Consider the following 19038-nt stretch of genomic DNA (forward strand, 5'->3'; position numbering starts at 1 on the left):
TTCTTCCATTTCATAAGGGTCTTAAGGTATTGGTTGTTATTATTTGATTTGCGCCCCCACAACTCCAATGTGGACACCCAAAAACTATCCGATCATTAAATTGGTATACTCCGCTCGCTGCATGCCCTACGCGTTCCGCGGGTGAGTCGGGAGCCTCCAATGCTTAGTAAGCGGCTTTTAGAAAAGAGAGGGTACCTCATGCTCGTGAGATACCCTTCACTTCTGTATAATAAATCGGTTTAAGCCTAACCTTTTAATTCTAATACTTTATTGGAAATCAGTTCTTCAATCTCCGGAATAGCTACTTCGACCATTTCACCTGATTTTCTCATTTTTAACTCGACGATTCCTTCAGATGCACGTTTTCCTACCGCAATTCGGATCGGTAAACCGATTAAGTCAGAGTCTTTAAATTTGACTCCGGCTCTTTCAGGACGATCATCGTATAATACTTCATAGCCTTTGCTTTGGAGTAAAGTGTACAAATGATCAGCTAATTCTTTTTGCTGCGCATTTTTACTGTTCATCGCGAGTAAATGAATTTGGAATGGTGCCACTTCATATGGCCAAATGATTCCATTCTCATCATGGTGTTGTTCAATAATAGCAGCAACCGTACGAGATACACCAATACCATAACAACCCATTAAGATCGGTTTTGATTTACCATTTTCATCAAGTACACTTGCTCCCATACTTTCAGAATAAAAGGTTCCTAGTTTAAAGACTTGGCCAACTTCAATTCCTTGAGCAAATTGAATCGTTCCCTTACCGTCTGGTGAAGGCTCTCCTTCTTGAATAAAACGAAGATCAGCATATTGGCTAACTTGATAATCACGGCCTGCATTAACCCCAGTATAATGAGCTTCTTTTTCATTTGCTCCACAAACACTGTTTGCCATTGCTTTTACTGCATAATCCGCAACAACTTTTACGTTTGTACCAACTGGCCCAATATTCCCAGCTGCTACACCCATTACTTGTTCAACTTCGGCATCTGATGCAAAACGTATATCTTTTGCTTCTAAAGCATGCTTTAATTTAACTTCATTTAATTCGTGATCGCCACGAATGAGCACTAAAACCATTTCATCATCCACTTTAACAAGCAATGATTTTATAACCGATTTTGTTTCCACTTTTAATTCACTTACTACGGCTTCAATGGTTTTCGCTTCCCCTGTCTGAACCTTCACAAGCTCAACCATTTCAGCTACACTTGAAGGCTCTTCCACTTTAACTGCAGCCATTTCAATGTTGGCTGCATAATCAGAAGAATCCGAGTAGGCGATCGTATCTTCACCGACATCAGCAAGGGCCATAAACTCATGTGTATCTTTTCCACCCATTGCCCCAGAATCGGCAATTACTGGTCGAAAACTTAGACCCACTCTCGAAAAAACATTGGAATAAGCGTCATACATCGCTTGATACTCTTCATCTAACGACTCACTCGTTGTATGGAAAGAGTAAGCATCTTTCATAATAAATTCTCGGCCTCTTAATAACCCGAAACGTGGTCTTCTTTCATCACGAAATTTCGTTTGAATTTGGTAAAGATTAATCGGAAGTTTTTTATAAGACTGAATATAGTCTCGTACAATTGATGTAATTACTTCTTCATGTGTTGGACCAAGAGCAAAGTCACGATTATGACGGTCTTGTAGACGAATGAGTTCTCCACCCATTTTGTCCCAACGCCCTGTTTCTTGCCAAAGTTCTGAAGGGTGTAGAGTAGGCATTGTTAACTCTTGTGCTCCTGTTTTATTCATTTCTTCTCGAACGACATTTTCTACCTTTTGAATAACCCGCTTTGCTAAAGGTAAATAAGCATATACCCCAGCTGCAATTTGTTTCATCATTCCAGCTCGAAGCATTAATTGATGGCTTTTAACTTCGGCATCAGATGGAACATCCCTTAAAGTTGGCAATAAAAATGATGATTGTTTCATAAACAAAGTCCTTTCTAACCGTAAACTTTATCTTAATGTATAGCTAAATTATGCTTTAGAAGTATTACATAAATAAGCGATTAATATCATTCCATGTTACGACAATGACGAGTAAAAACAATAAAGCAAAACCGATAAAATGAACCATTCCTTCTTTTTGCGGGTCAATCGGCTTTCCTCTTAGAGCTTCTAGTCCTAAAAAGACAAGTCTTCCTCCGTCCATGGCTGGAATCGGTAAAAGGTTAATAATCCCTAAGTTAACACTTAACGCAGCTGACCAATTCATTAATACAAAAATCCCAAGAGCGGCTGCCTGACCTGTATAGTCATAAATTCCAATAGGCCCTGCGATATAATCCATCGAAAATTCCCCTGTAACAATGAGGCCAAGAACTTCAAATATCATTGTTGCAACTGTATAAGTTTGGGTTACACCGTATTGTAAGGCTCCTACAATAGAAAACTCTGTTGGCTGATGAATCCCAACTACTCCTTCAGGCTCTCCCTCAAGACTTTCACGAACTTGTGGTGTTACTGCGATCGTCTGTGTTTCTCCATCACGACTAATCACAAAGTCGATTTCTTGGTTAGGATTTGCTTGAATAACAGACGTCATCTCAGTCCAAGTATGGACAGGTGTACCATCAATAGACTGAACTTCATCCCCTTTTAAAAGGCCTGCTTCCCTCGCAACTCCATCCTCAGTTAATGTTCCAATTCTCGCTTCATCAACTGGCATTCCTTGCATTAAAGCAACTACAGAAAATAACACAAAGGCTAAGAGAAAGTTCATCATCGGTCCAGCAAAAATCGTTAACGCTCGTTTTCCGACTGACTTCGAGCCGAATTGGCGGTTCCAAGGAGCAATTTGTGTTGGGATCTCATCGTGAATAATCTTTGCTTTTTCATCAACTTCAAACGTTACTTTCTCTTCAAGCTCATTAAAAGCTTCAATAACTAAATCATGCTCCAAATCAATTCTTTCCACTTGAACAACCGTTGCTTCAGGATGTTTGGATTTGTTATTAATAATAATCTCTTTAACTTTGTTTTGTTCATTCAAAACAAGTCCAATATCATAGCCCGGCTTGATTTCAATCGTTTCGGGCTCCTCACCTGCCATTCGTACATACCCACCAAGTGGCAGCATACGAATCGTATAAACTGTTTCATTTCGTTCAAAAGAGAAGATTTTAGGACCAAATCCAATCGCAAACTCACGGCACAGAATACCTGCTCTTTTGGCAAAATACAGATGTCCCCATTCATGAATAAATACAAGTAAACCAAAAACTAATATAAAAGAAAGTAACGTTTCCAATTACTCGTTCTCCACCTTTCCTTAATCAATTTTAGAGTGGATAAAGTCTCTTGATTGTTGATCAATTTCAATAATCTCCTCAAGAGTTGGTTGCTTTATTCCTACATGATATTCCAATGCTTGTTCAATTAAACGTTCTATCTCTAAAAAGCTTATCCTTTTATTTAAAAAGGCTGCAACAGCTTCCTCATTCGCAGCATTTAATACGGTTGGAAAAGAGCCACCTTTCTTTCCCGCTTCATAAGCGTAAGCGATTGAGCGATAACGTTCAAAATCTAATTTGGCAAAATTCAATGTGCCTATATCCCATAAGTTTAACCTGTCTCCATTTAATCTTTCAAGTCTTTTGGGATAGGTTAACGCGTATTGAATTGGAACACGCATGTCGGGAGTTCCTAATTGAGCCATCACACTCTTATCATGAAACTCCACCATTGAGTGAATAATGCTTTCTTTATGTAAAAGGACATCAATTTGTTCATATGGTATGTTAAAAAGCCAGTGGGCTTCGATGACTTCTAGGCCTTTATTCATCATCGTCGCTGAATCGATCGTAATCTTTGCTCCCATTGACCAATTCGGGTGATTCAACGCTTGTTCAACCGTCACATTCTTTAAAGCGTCCCGCGTTAAATCACGAAAACTTCCACCTGAAGCTGTTAAAATGAGTCGTTCAATATCCATTGTTCGTTCCCCATTTAACGCTTGAAAAATAGCAGAATGCTCACTATCAACTGGTAAAAGAGTTACCCCATTTCGATTAGCCGCTTCTGTGACGAGATGGCCTGCTGTTACTAATGTTTCTTTATTCGCAATCGCGATTTGTTTTTTTTCTTCAATGGCTGCAAGCGTTGGTTTTAATCCGACACTTCCAATTACAGCATTGACTAGTACATCAACGTCTTCATGTACGGCCACTTCAACTAACCCTTCATGACCTGAAACGACCTCTACTTTATCACCAAATTCTAATTTCAACTTTTCCTTATCATTGTCCGATAAAACTGAAACAAGTTTTGGCTTAAATTCTTGTATTTGCTTTTTAGCTAAATCAATATTTTGACCAACAGACATCGAAATTAATAAAAACTGTTCTGGATGCTCACGAATGACATCTAATGTTTGCGTCCCGATCGAACCCGTTGAGCCAAGTAGTCCTATCTTCTTCACCATTATTCACCCTCAGTTCAAAATATCACATTTTATATTTAGATTAATTGGAGAAGATGTAAAATCGGCATTACATAAATTAAACTATCAAAGCGGTCTAAAATTCCACCATGTCCAGGTAATACCGTTCCTGAATCTTTGACCGAGTAATGTCGTTTTAAAGCAGATTCCACCAGATCCCCTAATTGTCCAAACGTGGAGGCAACTAACATAACAAATAGGGCAATAAAGTAGTGATCAAAGATCGGGAAGAACCAATAAAAAATAGTTCCTAACACAACCGCACTTATAATCCCACCAATTGCTCCTTCTACTGTCTTCTTTGGACTAATATCTGGCCATAACTTATGCTTTCCAAATGCCCGGCCAATAAAATAAGCTCCTGAATCGGTTGTCCAAATAATAATAAGAACAAAAAAGACTAACCACATACCAATATCGGCGATTTCTCTTGTCATTAATAAATAATGAAAACCAAAACCAACATAAACCGAAGATAATACGACAAACCCAACTTCATCAAAAGTGAATTTATTTTTCGAAAGAACTGTTAACATAAGCAAAAATAAAATTAAAAAACAAAGGTTTCAATTTTAGTAAATTGAATCGTTACGACTGTATCAAACCATGTGGATGGAATGAGCAACAGCCACATCGAACCTAAGCTAATTAATCCCATTACAGAGAATGGTGAAATTTTCTTCATTTTTAAAAGCTCTGTCATTGCAACAGATGCAACGATAAAAATAAACGTTGAAAAAAGCCAGCCTCCTGCAATAACTAAACTAATAAATAAAGCTCCACCAATAACTCCTGTAATGATTCTCTGTTTCATAAGTATTGCCGCCTCCTTTATTTACACGCCCCCGTAGCGCCTTGCTCTTTTTTGATAGACGGCAATCGCTTCTGTAAAGTGATGTTCATTAAAATCTGGCCATAAAACATCTGTAAACCATAATTCACTATAAGCTGCTTGCCAAAGCATAAAATTACTTAAGCGAATTTCTCCGCTTGTCCTAATTAATAAGTCGGGATCTGATAATTGCGCGGTCATTAAATAGTTTTGCATTAATTCTTCATTTATATCAGTTGATTCTAGCTTTCCTGCTTTAACTTCTTCACTAATTTGTTTAATTGCTTCAAGCATTTCAAAGCGGCTACCATAATTTAGTGCGAAGTTAAGGATTAGTCCGGTGTTATCTTTTGTTTCCTCAACCGCTTGCCTGACTGCACGTAATGTATAGTCCGGTAAATTATCAAGACTTCCCATTAAACGCACCCGCACATTTTCTTTTTTTAATGTGGGGAGCTCACTATTTAAATATCGTTCGGGTAATCGTAATAAAAAATCCACTTCTGTTTTGGGCCTTTTCCAATTTTCTGTTGAAAATGCATATAGCGTTAAGACTTTTACCCCTACATCATTGGCTTTACGTACAATTTTATTAACAACTTTCATCCCTTCACGATGCCCAGCAACGCGAGGAAGTCCCTTTTTCTTCGCCCATCTTCCATTTCCATCCATGATGATCGCGACATGCTCTGGAATGTTAACGTGTTCAAGCTGAGCCGCTGCTTCACTTGAATTCTTTTCCTTTGCTCTCCATTTAGAAAATCTATCAAGCATCCGTCTGCCCTCCATCTACGCGCAGCTGGATCACTGCCTCGCTTCTTTCCAAATCGTTCTATGAGAAAAAGTGTAAAAAACCCCCTAAAAAGAGGGTCTTTATTCTTCATCTAGTTTACAACTAATTTGCTTAGACTTCCATAATTTCTTTTTCTTTGTTTGCTGCAACAGCGTCCACTTTTTCAATCGTTTTATCTGTTAGCTTTTGAACCTCATCTGTCTCACGGCGTAAATCATCTTCAGTCATATCGCCATCTTTTTGAGATTTTTTCAGTTCATCATTAGCATCACGACGAACGTTACGAACAGCGACCTTCGCTTCTTCAGCTGAGCGTTTGACAAGTTTCACAAGCTCTTTACGACGCTCTTCTGTTAATGCAGGAATTTGAATACGAATAATTGTTCCATCATTAGAAGGTGTTAAACCTAAATCAGCTTTCATAATCGCTCTTTCAACATCATTAATAGATGACTTATCAAATGGTTGGATGACAAGCAAACGAGCTTCTGGTACTGAAATCGTCGCTAATTGATTAAGTGGTGTTTCCGCACCGTAATATTCAACAGTAACCCGATCTAATAAGGCTGGATTTGCACGTCCTGCACGTAATTTAGCAAGTTCACGATTTAAAGCATCAATCGCTTTTGTCATACGGCCTTCAGCATTTTTTAGAATTTCTTGTGACATCTTATTTCCCCCTAACTACTGTACCAATTTCTTCACCAAGTACAGCTCGTTTAATATTTCCTTCTTCCATAATGGAGAAGACAACTAATGGTATATTATTATCCATACATAATGATGAAGCGGTTGAGTCCATAACAGCCAACCCTTCTTTTAATACATCCATATATGTTAATGATGAATATTTTTTCGCGTTTTCATCAACCGATGGGTCAGCACTATAAACACCATCTACTTTATTTTTAGCCATCAAAATCACTTCTGCTTCGATTTCAGCCGCACGCAAGGCAGCTGTTGTATCTGTAGAGAAATAAGGATTCCCTGTTCCTGCCGCAAAAATAACGACACGTTTCTTTTCTAAATGACGAATCGCTTTTCGACGGATATAAGGTTCAGCTACTTGACGCATTTCGATCGATGTTTGCACACGGGATTCTACCTCGATATCTTCAAGACTATCTTGTAAGGCCAAGGAATTCATAACCGTTGCAAGCATCCCCATATAATCAGCGGTTGCTCGGTCCATCCCTTTTGCACTTCCCGCCATTCCACGCCAGATATTGCCGCCTCCAACAACAACAGCCACTTCCACATCTAACTCTACAATTTCCTTAATTTGTGAAGCGATCGATTGAATAACAGTTGGATCAATTCCATACCCTTGTTCTCCTGCCAATGCTTCACCACTTAATTTTAAAACAACTCGATTAAATTTTTGCATGATGACCTCCATAAAAATAACGAATAGAAAAGTGTAAAAGTGCGAAATAATTCGTACTAAAAATCTTTAATTACCTTGAAAAAAAGGGACACTAGCTAATGTGCCCCTTATCTTGAATTATTTCTTTACTTGAGACATAACTTCATCAGCGAAGTTCTCTTCTCTTTTCTCAAGACCTTCTCCTACTTCATAACGGATGAAAGATTGAACAGTAGCTCCTTTATTTTGAAGGAACTTGCCAACTTTTTGGTCACCGTCTTTAACGAAAGGTTGGTCAACTAAACATACTTGTTCAAAGAACTTGCTTAAACGACCTTCAACCATTTTTTCAACGATTTTTTCTGGTTTACCTTCGTTAAGTGCTTGTTGTTTTAAAATTTCACGCTCGTGGTTAACTGTTTCTTCAGATACAGCTGTACGATCTACGTAAGTTGGGTTGATTGCTGCCACATGCATCGCAATATCTTTTGCAAGGGCACTGTCAGTTGTTCCATTAAGAACCGTTAATACACCAATACGTCCACCCATGTGTAAGTACTCACCAAATGCATCTGCATCTGTTTTTTCTACGATAGTGAAACGACGTAGCGTAATTTTTTCTCCGATTTTTGCAACAGCTGAGTTGATATATTCTTCTAAAGAAGGACCATCACCTTTGAAAGCTTGAGTTAATGCTTCAGCCGCATCTGCAGGATTTTGTTCTAATACATGCTCTGCTAGTTCCTTAACTAATGTTTGGAACGCTTCGTTTTTTGCAACAAAGTCTGTTTCAGAGTTTACTTCAATAAGAACCGCTTTATTTCCTTCAGATTTAACAAATGTTAAACCTTCTGCTGCGATACGATCTGCTTTTTTAGCTGCTTTTGCAATTCCTTTTTCACGTAAAAGGTCAATCGCTTTATCCATATCACCATCAACTTCTGTTAATGCTTTTTTACAATCCATCATTCCTGCGCCTGTTTTTTCACGCAATTCTTTAACCATGCTAGCTGTAATTGCCATTCAAATACGCCTCCTCAAACTTAAGTATGTTCAACATTATTATGGTTCAAACATTTATAGCCGCTTTCCCCATATGTAATTCTCATTTTCAGGAAAATATAGCATATCGCTCATGCAAAAGCATACAATCACTATATCCCTGTAGAAATCTCATCGTTCTTACTCTCTGCTATCGATTCCTTTTAAAAAAAGGGCGGAAAAGGGTAACCCCCTTTACCACCCTTTAATCAAAGCAAATAAAATTAAGCAGTCGTTGTTTCTTCTACTTCAACTTCTTCCGCTTCTTCAGCAGTTGTTGCTTCAATCACAGCATCAGCCATTTTTGCAGTTAGAAGTTTAACGGCACGAATTGCATCATCGTTACCTGGGATTACATAATCAATTTCATCTGGATCACAGTTTGTATCTACAATCGCAACAATTGGAATGTTCAATTTGTGAGCTTCCGCAATTGCAATACGTTCTTTACGTGGGTCAATAACAAACAATGCATCAGGAACTCCTGGCATGTCTTTAATTCCACCTAAGAATTTCTCAAGACGATCCATTTCTTTGTTTAATAAGATAACTTCTTTTTTAGGAAGTACATCAAATGTACCATCTTCTTGCATTTTCTCAAGTTTTTTCAAACGCGTAATACGCTTTTGAATCGTTTCGAAGTTTGTTAATGTACCACCTAACCAACGTTGGTTGATGAAGTACATACCACAACGTTCAGCTTCTTCTTTCACTGAATCTTGTGCTTGTTTTTTTGTTCCAACGAAAAGGATTTTTCCTCCGTCAGCAGCTAAGTTACGAACAAAGTTATACGCTTCGTCAACTTTCTTAACTGTTTTTTGTAAATCGATAATGTAAATACCGTTACGCTCCGTGAAGATGTAGCGATCCATTTTTGGGTTCCAACGACGAGTTTGGTGACCGAAGTGTACCCCAGCTTCTAGTAATTGTTTCATGGAAATCACTGCCACATCAAACACCTCCTTATGATTGGTTTTTTATTTTCCTCCGCATCCTTCATATTTGAACAAAACTGTTAAAACAGCACCAATGTTCAAATCAGCATGCGTGTGTGATTAACACCGTCAATTAATATACCATAACGAACGTTCCCTTGCAAGTAAATGTTATCGATTAGCGATAAAAATTCAAAATAAGTTGAACTTCCCCTTTACCAACTTTTAATTGTTTGGCAATCTCTTCTACAGAGAGCCCTTGCTTGGATAAAGTTAAAACCTTCACTGTTAACGATTGCTCAAATACGACACCTTCACTCGTTGTATCAACAGGAGGTTCATAATCAGAATAGCTGCTTGCTTCTGCCTTATTTAATTCAGCTTTAAAAGAACTCTTTTTAGGGCTTTCTTTTAAAGGTTCCTGTTCGATGCTTTTATGTTGTACGGCCCCTGATTGTGCTGACTCAGCTAATTCTACATTTGAACGTTTTGATTTTTGCTCTTCTGATGTTACGGTATGATTGCTTAAGCTTTGGATAAGGGCTTCATTATCCTTTTTTATTTGGCTCGTATGCAAAATCAATGAATCTTGAATCTCGACTTTTAAATGATTCAACTTTTCGTTCTCTTGCTCTAAATGAGCGATTCTGTTTTTGAGTGATACTAGAATAAAGACAACTACAATATGAATGATAAAACTAACCGCTACTAAAAATGCCATCGTACTTCCTCTCAGCCCGAAAAGTCAATAAACTTCCCTTTATAGGGATGGTTCGATTGCTCTTTTCTTTCTTGTTGGTCTTCTCTTTTTTTCCTTTGTTGGTCAGATCTTTCATTTTGCTCCTTTTGACCTTTTTGTTCATCCCTAATTTTCGAATTGGTCGTTTCTTCAGACTGCGTAATCATCTTTCTTTTTTGTCGCAGTAGTTCTGCTTGCTCCTGGGCTAGCAAATCTTGCCGTGTTTGAAAACGCTGTTGCATTTGTTCTTGGATTTTTCCTGTTTTTTGTGAATGCGGATACGAACCTTGCATTTCGACCGGACGAAGGCTCATGTGTCACTCCTCCTCATTTTAACATCGAGATCGTAATCTCATTTTCCATTAAAGCAATTTGCGTTTTAGGGTAGGATGATGATAACTTACGACGATATTTGCCAAAATGGACATTTACATTAGGATAAATCATTTTCTCACATTTTATATACCCAAAAATTTGACCTTGAATATTTTCTTTTAATTCTAACAAATTTTCCTCTTGCTGGTCACGTTTTGTCATAGACTCTTTTAAAAAATGTAAAACCTTAAGTTTATGTAGCTTTTCTTTCCCTTGCAATGCACCAGATCTTTTTTCTTTTTCCACTAGCATTTTAAGCAATTTGGAAGATTTATTAATATTTTCATTCGTTTCTTTTATAAACAATTCCATTTCTTTTTGTTGCTTCACAGCCTTTTCAGATGGACCAACATAAAGCTCTGTTTTGGTATGCATCGCATTTCCAAATTCATTTGCATGGATCTTAAATCCAGCTGATGTACTTCCCCCCACGATGTTCCCTTTTCCTTTTATACAAACAATTTCCGAAAAGGCGTAACAATAACTATGTAAAATCGATTGAGTAACATAAATCGAATCCTCAACTTCAATATTTCCTTCATTAATAAAAGTCGTGTGGAGCGAACCTTTAGCTTTGATTTGACTTTTTTTCTGGCCAACAATACCAGCCCCGACATAAATCGAACCGCCCGCAACTAGTTCGGCTCCTTCTATCGTGCCAGAAATCCTAATATCTCCACCTGCAGTAATTTTAAACCCCGTAGGGACACTTCCACGAATGTGGACGTTTCCAATAAAGTGAATATTACCCGTTTTAGTTCCCACATCGCCTTTCACCTCATAAACCGGATAAACATGAACCGTTTTTTTCGTAAAAGAAACTTGTCCATCTACGATCGAAAAAAGGGTTTGAGTGTTCTCTTCAAGCCTCGTATTCTTACCTGTTCTGAGCTGAAAATCCTTTCCTCGTTTCGCTTGGACTTTATCCCCATAAACATTTATCCCATCGGTGCCTTTTGTAGCGGCAATTTTCTGGGCTAATTTGGCCCCGGCTTCAACGGCAGGAATTTCAAGAACGTCTTTTAGATCAACCGTATGCATATCTTGATTAGTTTCTACCGATTGTTCTTTTTTCGGGTTTAAAAATAAAGACAAGTAGGCATCTTTTCCATCTGTCGGTTCTTGACCTTTTGCAATTAATTGAGGTTCAAAATCGTTCATTTGATTTTCAATGACGTATTCGATCACTTGCTTATCTATTCCGAATTGAACTCTTTTTTTTAACAAAAAATCATTCAAATTTTCCTTATTTACCGTTTCACTTTTGCCAATTGGTTCTTTCTGATGGAGATAGGCTTCCATTTTATTTGGATTAACTTTAACTGAAAAATAAGGTTCCAAAGCGTGCAATGACATCAACTCCTCCTACCGAATATTCGAGACATTTCTAAAAATCCCATTATTAAACAATAGATGAATCCGAAAATTTCTTATCAATAGCTCTATTGATCATGCTGCTGTCTTTTAAAGGCTTGTTTTAATCTAAAAATGGCTTTGGAATGAATTTGTGATATTCTTGATGTCGATAATTCCATAATTTGACCAATTTCGGTTAACGTAAGCCCCTCATAATAAAACAAACTGATAACTAATTGTTCTTTCTCAGTTAATTTTTTAATCAATCGAATTAATTCTTTTTTCTTAAAGTCATCCATTAATGTTTGTTCTGGAGTTAGGGTCTTCTCATCAACGATCGTCGACATAAATGTATCTGATTTATCTTGCTCCTGTGTAAATTCATCAATTGATAACATATTAGCTGTAAATTGCTCCATTAATATTTGCGTCACTTCATCAACAGACATCTCTAAATGGGTTGCTACTTCTTCTGCTGTCACATTCCGACCATATAGTTGTTCTAACTTTTCGGTTGTTGCCTCTACCTTTTTTACCTTTTCACGCATCGATCGTGGTAACCAATCCGCTTTTCGCAAACCATCTAAAATAGCTCCACGAATGCGAAAGGAAGCATACGTATCAAACTTTAAATCCCGTTCAGGATTAAATTTCTCTAAAGCATCAAACAAACCAAAATGGCCATGGCTATATAAATCATCGCGGTTAACATTTTTAGGTAATCCGACGGCAATTCGTTGAACATGATACTGAACGAGCGGCAAGTATAATCTGACAAGGTCGTCACAGGCATCTCGGTCTTTATTTTTTAACCATTGTTCCCATAGTCTTTTATCGTCCTCTATGATTAATTGAGCCATTTATCTCTCTCCTTCGTATCATTATCCGTTTAAATTTCTTTTGTTCCCGCGTGCACGGTTCGAATTTGTAATTTTTTTGTTGTTGGGTTAAATTCAATCGTTCTCCCGCTTTTTCCCCCAACATCTTCTGCTTTTATCGGTATCTTATATTCAGCAAGAGTTCTTTTAACAGCTTCGACATTTCTAGGGCCAATTCGCATCATGTCGACCCCTTGGCTAAAAGTAAACATTTGCGCACCACCAGCAATTTTCGCGTACAATCGATTTACCTTGGCTCCAAGCTGAACCATTTGTTCAATTAAATCACTAATGGCTGTATCGGCATATTTGGCTCGATTTTGCGAATGACTAGTAGCTTGTGTCGAATCTGGAAGCATGATATGGGCCATACCAGCTACAAGTGTCCGTTCATCATATAAGACAATCCCTACGCAGGAACCAAGACCTAATGTACGAATCGTCTTTGGTGGTTCAACAGTGTTATAGTCGGCCATTCCGACTTTCGTTACATTATTCATGAATGGACACTCCTAATGAACGAAAAATCACTTCAAAAGACAATGGATCCGGAATAAAGAAAAATTGACCATTAATTGGCTGTTGTTTATTTTTCACATCGATCATATCGGTTTCTATTAAAATCGCATAATCGGCAACCTCTGATATCGTCAAGACCCCGTGATGTAAAATTGCTCCTGCCATATCGACACTCACTTGCGGGACTGTTGGCAGCAAACTAAGGTTCGTAAAATCAGAAAAGGCAGATAAATAAGAGCCAGCAAGGATATTCCCTAATTCATGTAAGGCAGAAATGCCGATTTCTTCAATTTCACTTTCACCTATTAAATGAAAAGGTTTGTGAATAAGCTTTGTCACAAATCTCTCAGCATCTAATATACTCGTTAAAAAGAACATACTTCCAGATGCATCTCCGCCAAACCTCAAAAAGATCGCCACGACTTCTGTCTCCGCACCACCTACTGTTTCCGGTAAATCTTGAAAGGAGACAAGGCGTGCAGCAGGAACATTCATTTCAATTTTTGTGTCGATTAGTTTTGATAATGCGGTGGCAGCATGTGCAGCACCTATATTTCCAACTTCTTTTAAAATATCAAAATGATGAGAACGTAACGAATCTAAAAAGGTCATCTTTTAAACTCCTTTTCTTCTAACAAAATGAATAATTTCATCTGACATACACTCTAAATCTATGACTTTATCAATAAGCTTCGATTTAATAGCGACTTTCGGCATTCCAAACACAACACATGTTTTTTCTGACTCTGCTAAGGCATAAACAGAATGACGCTTTTTCAATCCATAAAGTCCGTCTGTACCATCTGCTCCCATCCCCGTTAAAATAATCGCTAGAACTTGTAATTCATCTATTTTCGCGACCGAATGAAACAAACAATCAACAGCTGGCCTTAACCCTCGAATCGGGTCTTCTTTAGTTAAATGAGCACATAACTCTCCATTTATTCTTTTTACTTCTAAATGGGAGTCACCTGGAGCTATATAAGCGACCCCACCCTGTAGTTTCTCTCCTGGTTCTGCTTCTTTAACCTCGATCTCTGATAAAGAATTTAAACGGTTTGCTAAAGATTTTGTAAATCCTGCCGGCATATGCTGGACAACAAGAATTGGGTACGGATAGTCTTTTGGAAGAGCTGGAAGTACTTGCTTTAAGGCCTTTGGTCCACCTGTTGATGTTCCAATTAATACTAATTTTTTTACAAGTTCACTGCCCAAAGAATAGGTGACTTGTTTGGGTCTTACTTTTGGCACATCAATAGCGGGTGCTCTTAAGTTCCTTACCTTTGCCGCACACTTTACTTTCTCTCTAAGTTCAGCTTCAATCTTTTTTAAATCTAATGAAATAGGTCCAGATGTTTTGGCAACAAAATCGACGGCCCCATACTCCACCGCAAGCAACGTATTTTCGGCACCTTCACTCGTTGTACTACTTAACATAATAATCGGACAAGGGTTCGTTCTCATGATCTGCTTTAATGTTTCAAGCCCGTTCATAACAGGCATTTCCACATCAAGTGTCATCACATCTGGTTTCAATTGTTCTCTTTTTGAAAGAGCCTCATGTCCATTTCTAGCTGTACCAATTACGTTTATTTGCGGATCCGTATTTAACATTTCGCTAATGAGCCTTCTCATAAAAGCGGAATCATCAACGACTAGAACGTTAATTTTCCGATTCAATTGCACCACTTCCTACATGTCTTTTTATTTTGCGATAAACCACGATTGAATTTTTTGGACAAATCCAACCGATTTTACGGTTGATTTACCTCTCCCCAAATAAGTAGCGACAATTTTTTTTAGTGATTTACTAACCTTTGACTTTTGATCATATATGATAAAGGGAGTTTGCGCTTTAACGGCTTTACTCACCTGTGGATCATTTGGTAAGTAGCCAAGCATTTCAATTTCTTTGTTGAGAAATCGTTTCGCTACTTGCTGCAAGTTAAAGGCCGTTTGTTTCCCTTCTTTGTCAGAATCTACTTTATTAACTAAGAGATAAAGTGGTTTCTGTTCGTCTTTTGCTGTCAAATATTTAATCATCGAATACGCATCAGTGACAGCAGTGGGCTCTGGCGTTGTCACAACAAACACTTCATCAGCTGCTAAAATAAACCCAAAAGTCTCTTCGGTCAATCCCGCTCCTAAATCCAATATAATATAATCATTTGTTAAGCTTAACTCTGTTAACTGTTCACTGAATTTCTGTAGCTTTATTTCATTTAATTTCACTAGTTCTGATAGTCCCGTTCCGCCTGCTATAAAGTTTAGGTGACCTGGTCCTGCTTCTTTAATATCCGAAATTAATAAATCTCTCTCTAACATATCAACAATGCTATATTTAGCCGGCTTCCCAAGTAAAATTTCTAAATTACCCATTCCGATATCTAAATCAATCACGGTTACTTTTAATTGTTGCTGAATGAGCGAAAGAGCAAAATTTAAGGATACATTCGACTTCCCAACACCACCTTTTCCACTTATAACAGCTATCACTTTTGCATGTGACATTTGAGATTGTTGGACCATCATTCTTAATTTTTCGGCTTGATCAGTCATGCTTGGAACCTCTTAATACTTGTTCAACGATAAATGAAGCCGTTGGAGTAAATAAATCATCTGGCACATTTTGACCATTGCTTATATAAGCAATGCCAAGCTTTTTCTCAAGTGGAATATTCAATAACGCTCCAAGAGAGGCTGTTTCATCTAATTTCGTAAAAATAACTTGTTCCATTTGAACTAACGAAAACTGCTCAATGATTTTTTTCATGTCTTCATATTTAGAAGTTAATGAAAGAACAAGACAAGTTGTAGCTTCAGCTTGAAAGTCGATAACCTTTGATAATTCTTCTACATAAGCTTTATCCGTGAAATTTCGGCCAGCCGAATCGATCATAATTAGATCATACTCTTTAAATTTTTCTTTTGCTTTTTGTAAATCGTCTACCGTATAAGCAACTTCTAAAGGCAGTTCTAATATTTTCGCATATGTTTTTAATTGTTCAACAGCAGCAATTCGATACGTATCAGTCGTAATCAAGGCCACTTTTAATTGTTTCTTTAAGGTTGCTTCCGCCGCTAATTTAGCGATCGTTGTCGTTTTCCCAACACCGGTCGGTCCAACAAGCTGGAGAACTTGTTTATCGAATGATATCGCTTTAATTGGATATGGCTGTAATTCATTTAGTAAGAGCTCTTTTAATTGCTCTCTCCACGTTTCATTTTTAGACATGGAGGACGGCTGCTCATCTGTCAACACAAATTGTTCCATCAGCTTTTTCATAAGTCTGTAGCGAATTGCATCTGTCACACCATGTCCACCGAGCTCTTTAGACAGCTCATCGATTCCAGCCGGATATTCATTCGCTTGATAACCTGAGGACATCTGCTCAATCATTTCTTTTAGCACACTAATCTCCTCGCTAATGGCACTTGTAGTTTCTTTCTTTACCGAGACAATTGCTTGTGTGGCTTCTTGTTTCACTACTGGTGCCTCTATAGAGCGTTTCTTTTTTTGTGGTGGTTTCGGGTCAATGGCAGCAATAACTTCTAGTTTCTTTTTTGTAAAAAACCTAAAAACCCGCCTGTCTCAACTTCTTTCGAATGTAAGATAACCGCATCATGCCCTAATTCCGCTTGTATTTGGGCCCTTGCTTCGGCCATTGATGTGACCATGTATTTTTTTACTTTCATGACGGGTTCACCACTCCTACACTTTGTACTTCAACATTTGCTTCTAATTCATTATAAGAAAGAACCGGAATTTGCGGTAAATACCGTTCAAATAACTGTCTTACATACATACGAACAGCTGGTGAACATAAGATAACTGGCATCTGTCCCATTTGTGAAAGCCTTTCTGTTTCTTCTGCCGCTGCTTGTAGAATCATTTGAGAATCATTCGGATCCATTGAGACAAAATTGCCATGCTCGGTTTGCTGAATCGCATCGGCTATTTTCTTCTCTACGACACCACTTAAAGTTATTACATATAATGGTTCACCTGGGGTCGTCATTTGTTTCGTAATCTGCCTTGATAATGACTGCCTTACATATTCAGTAATTAAGCCCATATCTTTTGTCATTGGACCATAGTCAGCTAATGTTTCAAAGATAACAGGTAAATTTCGAATCGATATATTTTCTTTCAGTAAGTTCTTTAATACTTTTTGAATTTCACCAATTGATAAATGATTTGGAGTAATTTCCTCAACAAGGGCTGGATATGACTCTTTTAAATGATCAACTAGTTGCTTTGTTTCTTGACGTCCTAACAATTCAAAAGCATGACGTTTAATAATTTCCGTCAAATGAGTTGAAACGACCGAAGGAGGATCAACAACCGTATAGCCTGATAATTCAGCCTGCTCCTTCATTTCTTCACTAATCCAAATAGCCGGTAAACCAAAAGCGGGCTCAATCGTTTCAATCCCAACAATCGATTCATCATCAACACCTGGGCTCATCGCCATATAGTGATCAAGTAATAGCTCCCCTTTGGAGATTTCATTTCCTTTGATTTTGATGACATATTCATTTGGTTGGAGTTGGATATTATCGCGAATTCGTATGACAGGAACAACCATTCCAAGCTCTAGAGCAAGCTGACGGCGTATCATTACGACCCGATCTAACATATCCCCCCCTTGATTCGTATCAGCTAAAGGAATTAGACCATAACCAAATTCAAATTCAATCGGTTCTATTTGTAACAAACTCACCACACTTTCTGGTGATTTTATATCCTCTTCTGGCTCTGCTTCATCTGCCGCAGCTGTTTCTTCATGAAGTGTTTTCTTCTCTATTCGCGTTAATTGAAAAGCACCACCTGCAATCATTGCAGCGACTGTAAAGGTAATAAATTTATCAATTGGTGTAATAACTCCCAATAAAAAGATCGTGATAGCCGCAACATAGAGCATTTTGGGATAAGCAAAAAGTTGAGAAGTAATATCATCGCCTAAAGAACCGCTAGATGCCGCACGCGTCACAATTATACCGGTCGCAGTAGAGATTAGTAAGGCAGGAATTTGTGTAACAAGCCCATCACCAATCGTTAGAACCGTATACGTTTGAGCGGCTGTACCAAGATCCATGCCCATTTGCATCATCCCAATAATTAAACCAAAAATCATCGAGATAAAAACGATCACGATACTAGCAATGGCATCCCCTTTCACAAATTTACTCGCACCATCCATCGCCCCGTAAAAATCCGCTTCTTTCTCAATACGTTCACGACGAGCTTTAGCCTCTTGGTCGGAAATAAGACCCGCATTTAAATCTGCATCGATACTCATTTGTTTTCCTGGCATCGCATCTAAAGTGAAACGAGCTCCTACTTCCGAAACCCTTTCGGCCCCTTTTGTAATAACAATAAATTGAATCAAAACTAAAACCATAAATACAACAAACCCAACGAGGGTATTTCCACCAACAACATAATTCCCGAACGTATCAATAACATTTCCGGCATCCGCCTTTGATAAAATCGAACGAATCGTCGAGACACTTAAGCCGATTCGAAACAAAGTAACAAGTAATAGCAAGGTCGGAAAAATCGAGAACTGCAAAGAGTCCTTAGTACTCATCGCTACTAAAATAATGATAAGGGAGAGAGAAATATTTAAAATAATTAAAAAGTCAATAAGCCCTGTTGGGAGCGGAATAATTAACATAATGACAATAAAAATAACACCAATTAGTACAGATAATTCTTTTAGTTTCAAAACACGTC

At 37.9% G+C, this 19038-nt stretch carries 19 protein-coding genes and 1 pseudogene; all 20 read right to left on the reverse strand.

The annotated features are described in order from the left end of the window. Window positions 1-245 precede the first annotated feature (245 nt). Window positions 246-1952, reverse strand: coding sequence for a proline--tRNA ligase (locus tag BALCAV_RS05145; protein ID WP_003320638.1), 1707 nt, complete (start codon window positions 1950-1952; stop codon window positions 246-248). A gap of 64 nt (window positions 1953-2016) precedes the next feature. After that, complete coding sequence (gene rseP / locus BALCAV_RS05150; RefSeq protein ID WP_003320639.1) at window positions 2017-3273, reverse strand: RIP metalloprotease RseP; 1257 nt, start codon at window positions 3271-3273, stop codon at window positions 2017-2019. Window positions 3274-3294: 21 nt separating this feature from the next. After that, on the reverse strand, window positions 3295-4443 hold the full coding sequence (gene dxr / locus BALCAV_RS05155) for a 1-deoxy-D-xylulose-5-phosphate reductoisomerase (protein ID WP_003320641.1): 1149 nt from the start codon (window positions 4441-4443) through the stop codon (window positions 3295-3297). Window positions 4444-4481: 38 nt separating this feature from the next. Further along, window positions 4482-5278: pseudogene (locus tag BALCAV_RS05160) on the reverse strand (phosphatidate cytidylyltransferase). 21 nt (window positions 5279-5299) lie between these two features. Next, window positions 5300-6070 carry an isoprenyl transferase gene (locus BALCAV_RS05165; protein ID WP_003320643.1) on the reverse strand — a complete coding sequence of 257 codons (771 nt, stop codon included), beginning with the start codon at window positions 6068-6070 and terminating at the stop codon, window positions 5300-5302. A 130-nt stretch (window positions 6071-6200) separates the two neighbouring features. Beyond that, window positions 6201-6758 (reverse strand): ribosome recycling factor, encoded by a 558-nt coding sequence (gene frr / locus BALCAV_RS05170; RefSeq protein WP_003320644.1) that lies wholly within the window; start codon window positions 6756-6758, stop codon window positions 6201-6203. 1 nt (window position 6759) lies between these two features. Next, window positions 6760-7476, reverse strand: coding sequence for a UMP kinase (gene pyrH, locus BALCAV_RS05175; protein WP_003320645.1), 717 nt, complete (start codon window positions 7474-7476; stop codon window positions 6760-6762). Between the two features lie 117 nt (window positions 7477-7593). Continuing rightward, on the reverse strand, window positions 7594-8478 hold the full coding sequence (gene tsf, locus BALCAV_RS05180; RefSeq protein ID WP_003320646.1) for a translation elongation factor Ts: 885 nt from the start codon (window positions 8476-8478) through the stop codon (window positions 7594-7596). Between the two features lie 242 nt (window positions 8479-8720). Further along, window positions 8721-9446 (reverse strand): 30S ribosomal protein S2, encoded by a 726-nt coding sequence (gene rpsB, locus BALCAV_RS05185; RefSeq protein WP_003320647.1) that lies wholly within the window; start codon window positions 9444-9446, stop codon window positions 8721-8723. A gap of 163 nt (window positions 9447-9609) precedes the next feature. Beyond that, window positions 9610-10152, reverse strand: coding sequence for a DUF6115 domain-containing protein (locus tag BALCAV_RS05190; RefSeq protein ID WP_003320648.1), 543 nt, complete (start codon window positions 10150-10152; stop codon window positions 9610-9612). An 11-nt stretch (window positions 10153-10163) separates the two neighbouring features. After that, window positions 10164-10484, reverse strand: coding sequence for a hypothetical protein (locus tag BALCAV_RS05195; RefSeq protein ID WP_003320649.1), 321 nt, complete (start codon window positions 10482-10484; stop codon window positions 10164-10166). Between the two features lie 13 nt (window positions 10485-10497). Further along, window positions 10498-11901 (reverse strand): DUF342 domain-containing protein, encoded by a 1404-nt coding sequence (locus BALCAV_RS05200; protein WP_003320651.1) that lies wholly within the window; start codon window positions 11899-11901, stop codon window positions 10498-10500. A gap of 86 nt (window positions 11902-11987) precedes the next feature. Next, entirely contained in the window at window positions 11988-12761 is a 774-nt protein-coding gene (locus BALCAV_RS05205) for a FliA/WhiG family RNA polymerase sigma factor (RefSeq protein WP_003320652.1), read from the reverse strand. Between the two features lie 29 nt (window positions 12762-12790). Then, a complete protein-coding gene (locus BALCAV_RS05210) occupies window positions 12791-13279 on the reverse strand; it encodes a chemotaxis protein CheD (RefSeq protein WP_003320653.1) in 489 nt (162 codons plus the stop codon). Continuing rightward, window positions 13272-13910 (reverse strand): chemotaxis protein CheC, encoded by a 639-nt coding sequence (locus BALCAV_RS05215; RefSeq protein WP_003320654.1) that lies wholly within the window; start codon window positions 13908-13910, stop codon window positions 13272-13274. Before BALCAV_RS05215 ends, BALCAV_RS05210 begins: the two co-directional genes overlap by 8 nt. Window positions 13911-13913: 3 nt before the next feature. Beyond that, on the reverse strand, window positions 13914-14978 hold the full coding sequence (locus BALCAV_RS05220) for a protein-glutamate methylesterase/protein-glutamine glutaminase (protein WP_003320655.1): 1065 nt from the start codon (window positions 14976-14978) through the stop codon (window positions 13914-13916). A 24-nt stretch (window positions 14979-15002) separates the two neighbouring features. Then, window positions 15003-15857 (reverse strand): MinD/ParA family protein, encoded by an 855-nt coding sequence (locus tag BALCAV_RS05225; RefSeq protein ID WP_003320656.1) that lies wholly within the window; start codon window positions 15855-15857, stop codon window positions 15003-15005. Beyond that, window positions 15850-16845 (reverse strand): flagellar biosynthesis protein FlhF, encoded by a 996-nt coding sequence (locus BALCAV_RS05230; RefSeq protein ID WP_326938291.1) that lies wholly within the window; start codon window positions 16843-16845, stop codon window positions 15850-15852. Before BALCAV_RS05230 ends, BALCAV_RS05225 begins: the two co-directional genes overlap by 8 nt. A 5-nt stretch (window positions 16846-16850) precedes the next feature. Then, the gene (locus tag BALCAV_RS22695; protein ID WP_040323657.1) at window positions 16851-16994 is read right to left on the reverse strand and encodes a hypothetical protein; all 144 of its coding nucleotides are present in this window, start codon (window positions 16992-16994) and stop codon (window positions 16851-16853) included. Beyond that, window positions 16991-19030: a flagellar biosynthesis protein FlhA gene (gene flhA / locus BALCAV_RS05240; protein ID WP_003320658.1), complete on the reverse strand. Its 2040-nt coding sequence runs from the start codon at window positions 19028-19030 to the stop codon at window positions 16991-16993. Before flhA ends, BALCAV_RS22695 begins: the two co-directional genes overlap by 4 nt. Window positions 19031-19038 lie beyond the last annotated feature (8 nt).

The organism is Alkalihalobacillus alcalophilus ATCC 27647 = CGMCC 1.3604 (assembly GCF_000292245.2).
GTDB lineage: Bacteria > Bacillota > Bacilli > Bacillales > Bacillaceae_D > Alkalihalobacillus > Alkalihalobacillus alcalophilus.

What these genes read in the sequence shown, in the direction of transcription:
- BALCAV_RS05190 (WP_003320648.1), bottom strand. Translation starts at nt 10,152, where the DNA reads ATGGCATTTTTAGTAGCGGTTAGTTTTATCATTCATATTGTAGTTGTC.
- BALCAV_RS22695 (WP_040323657.1), bottom strand. Translation starts at nt 16,994, where the DNA reads ATGAAAGTAAAAAAATACATGGTCACATCAATGGCCGAAGCAAGGGCC.
- BALCAV_RS05200 (WP_003320651.1), bottom strand. Translation starts at nt 11,901, where the DNA reads ATGTCATTGCACGCTTTGGAACCTTATTTTTCAGTTAAAGTTAATCCA.
- BALCAV_RS05145 (WP_003320638.1), bottom strand. Translation starts at nt 1,952, where the DNA reads ATGAAACAATCATCATTTTTATTGCCAACTTTAAGGGATGTTCCATCT.
- tsf (WP_003320646.1), bottom strand. Translation starts at nt 8,478, where the DNA reads ATGGCAATTACAGCTAGCATGGTTAAAGAATTGCGTGAAAAAACAGGC.
- pyrH (WP_003320645.1), bottom strand. Translation starts at nt 7,476, where the DNA reads ATGCAAAAATTTAATCGAGTTGTTTTAAAATTAAGTGGTGAAGCATTG.
- BALCAV_RS05225 (WP_003320656.1), bottom strand. Translation starts at nt 15,857, where the DNA reads ATGACTGATCAAGCCGAAAAATTAAGAATGATGGTCCAACAATCTCAA.
- BALCAV_RS05165 (WP_003320643.1), bottom strand. Translation starts at nt 6,070, where the DNA reads ATGCTTGATAGATTTTCTAAATGGAGAGCAAAGGAAAAGAATTCAAGT.
- BALCAV_RS05210 (WP_003320653.1), bottom strand. Translation starts at nt 13,279, where the DNA reads ATGAATAATGTAACGAAAGTCGGAATGGCCGACTATAACACTGTTGAA.
- BALCAV_RS05215 (WP_003320654.1), bottom strand. Translation starts at nt 13,910, where the DNA reads ATGACCTTTTTAGATTCGTTACGTTCTCATCATTTTGATATTTTAAAA.
- BALCAV_RS05205 (WP_003320652.1), bottom strand. Translation starts at nt 12,761, where the DNA reads ATGGCTCAATTAATCATAGAGGACGATAAAAGACTATGGGAACAATGG.
- BALCAV_RS05195 (WP_003320649.1), bottom strand. Translation starts at nt 10,484, where the DNA reads ATGAGCCTTCGTCCGGTCGAAATGCAAGGTTCGTATCCGCATTCACAA.
- frr (WP_003320644.1), bottom strand. Translation starts at nt 6,758, where the DNA reads ATGTCACAAGAAATTCTAAAAAATGCTGAAGGCCGTATGACAAAAGCG.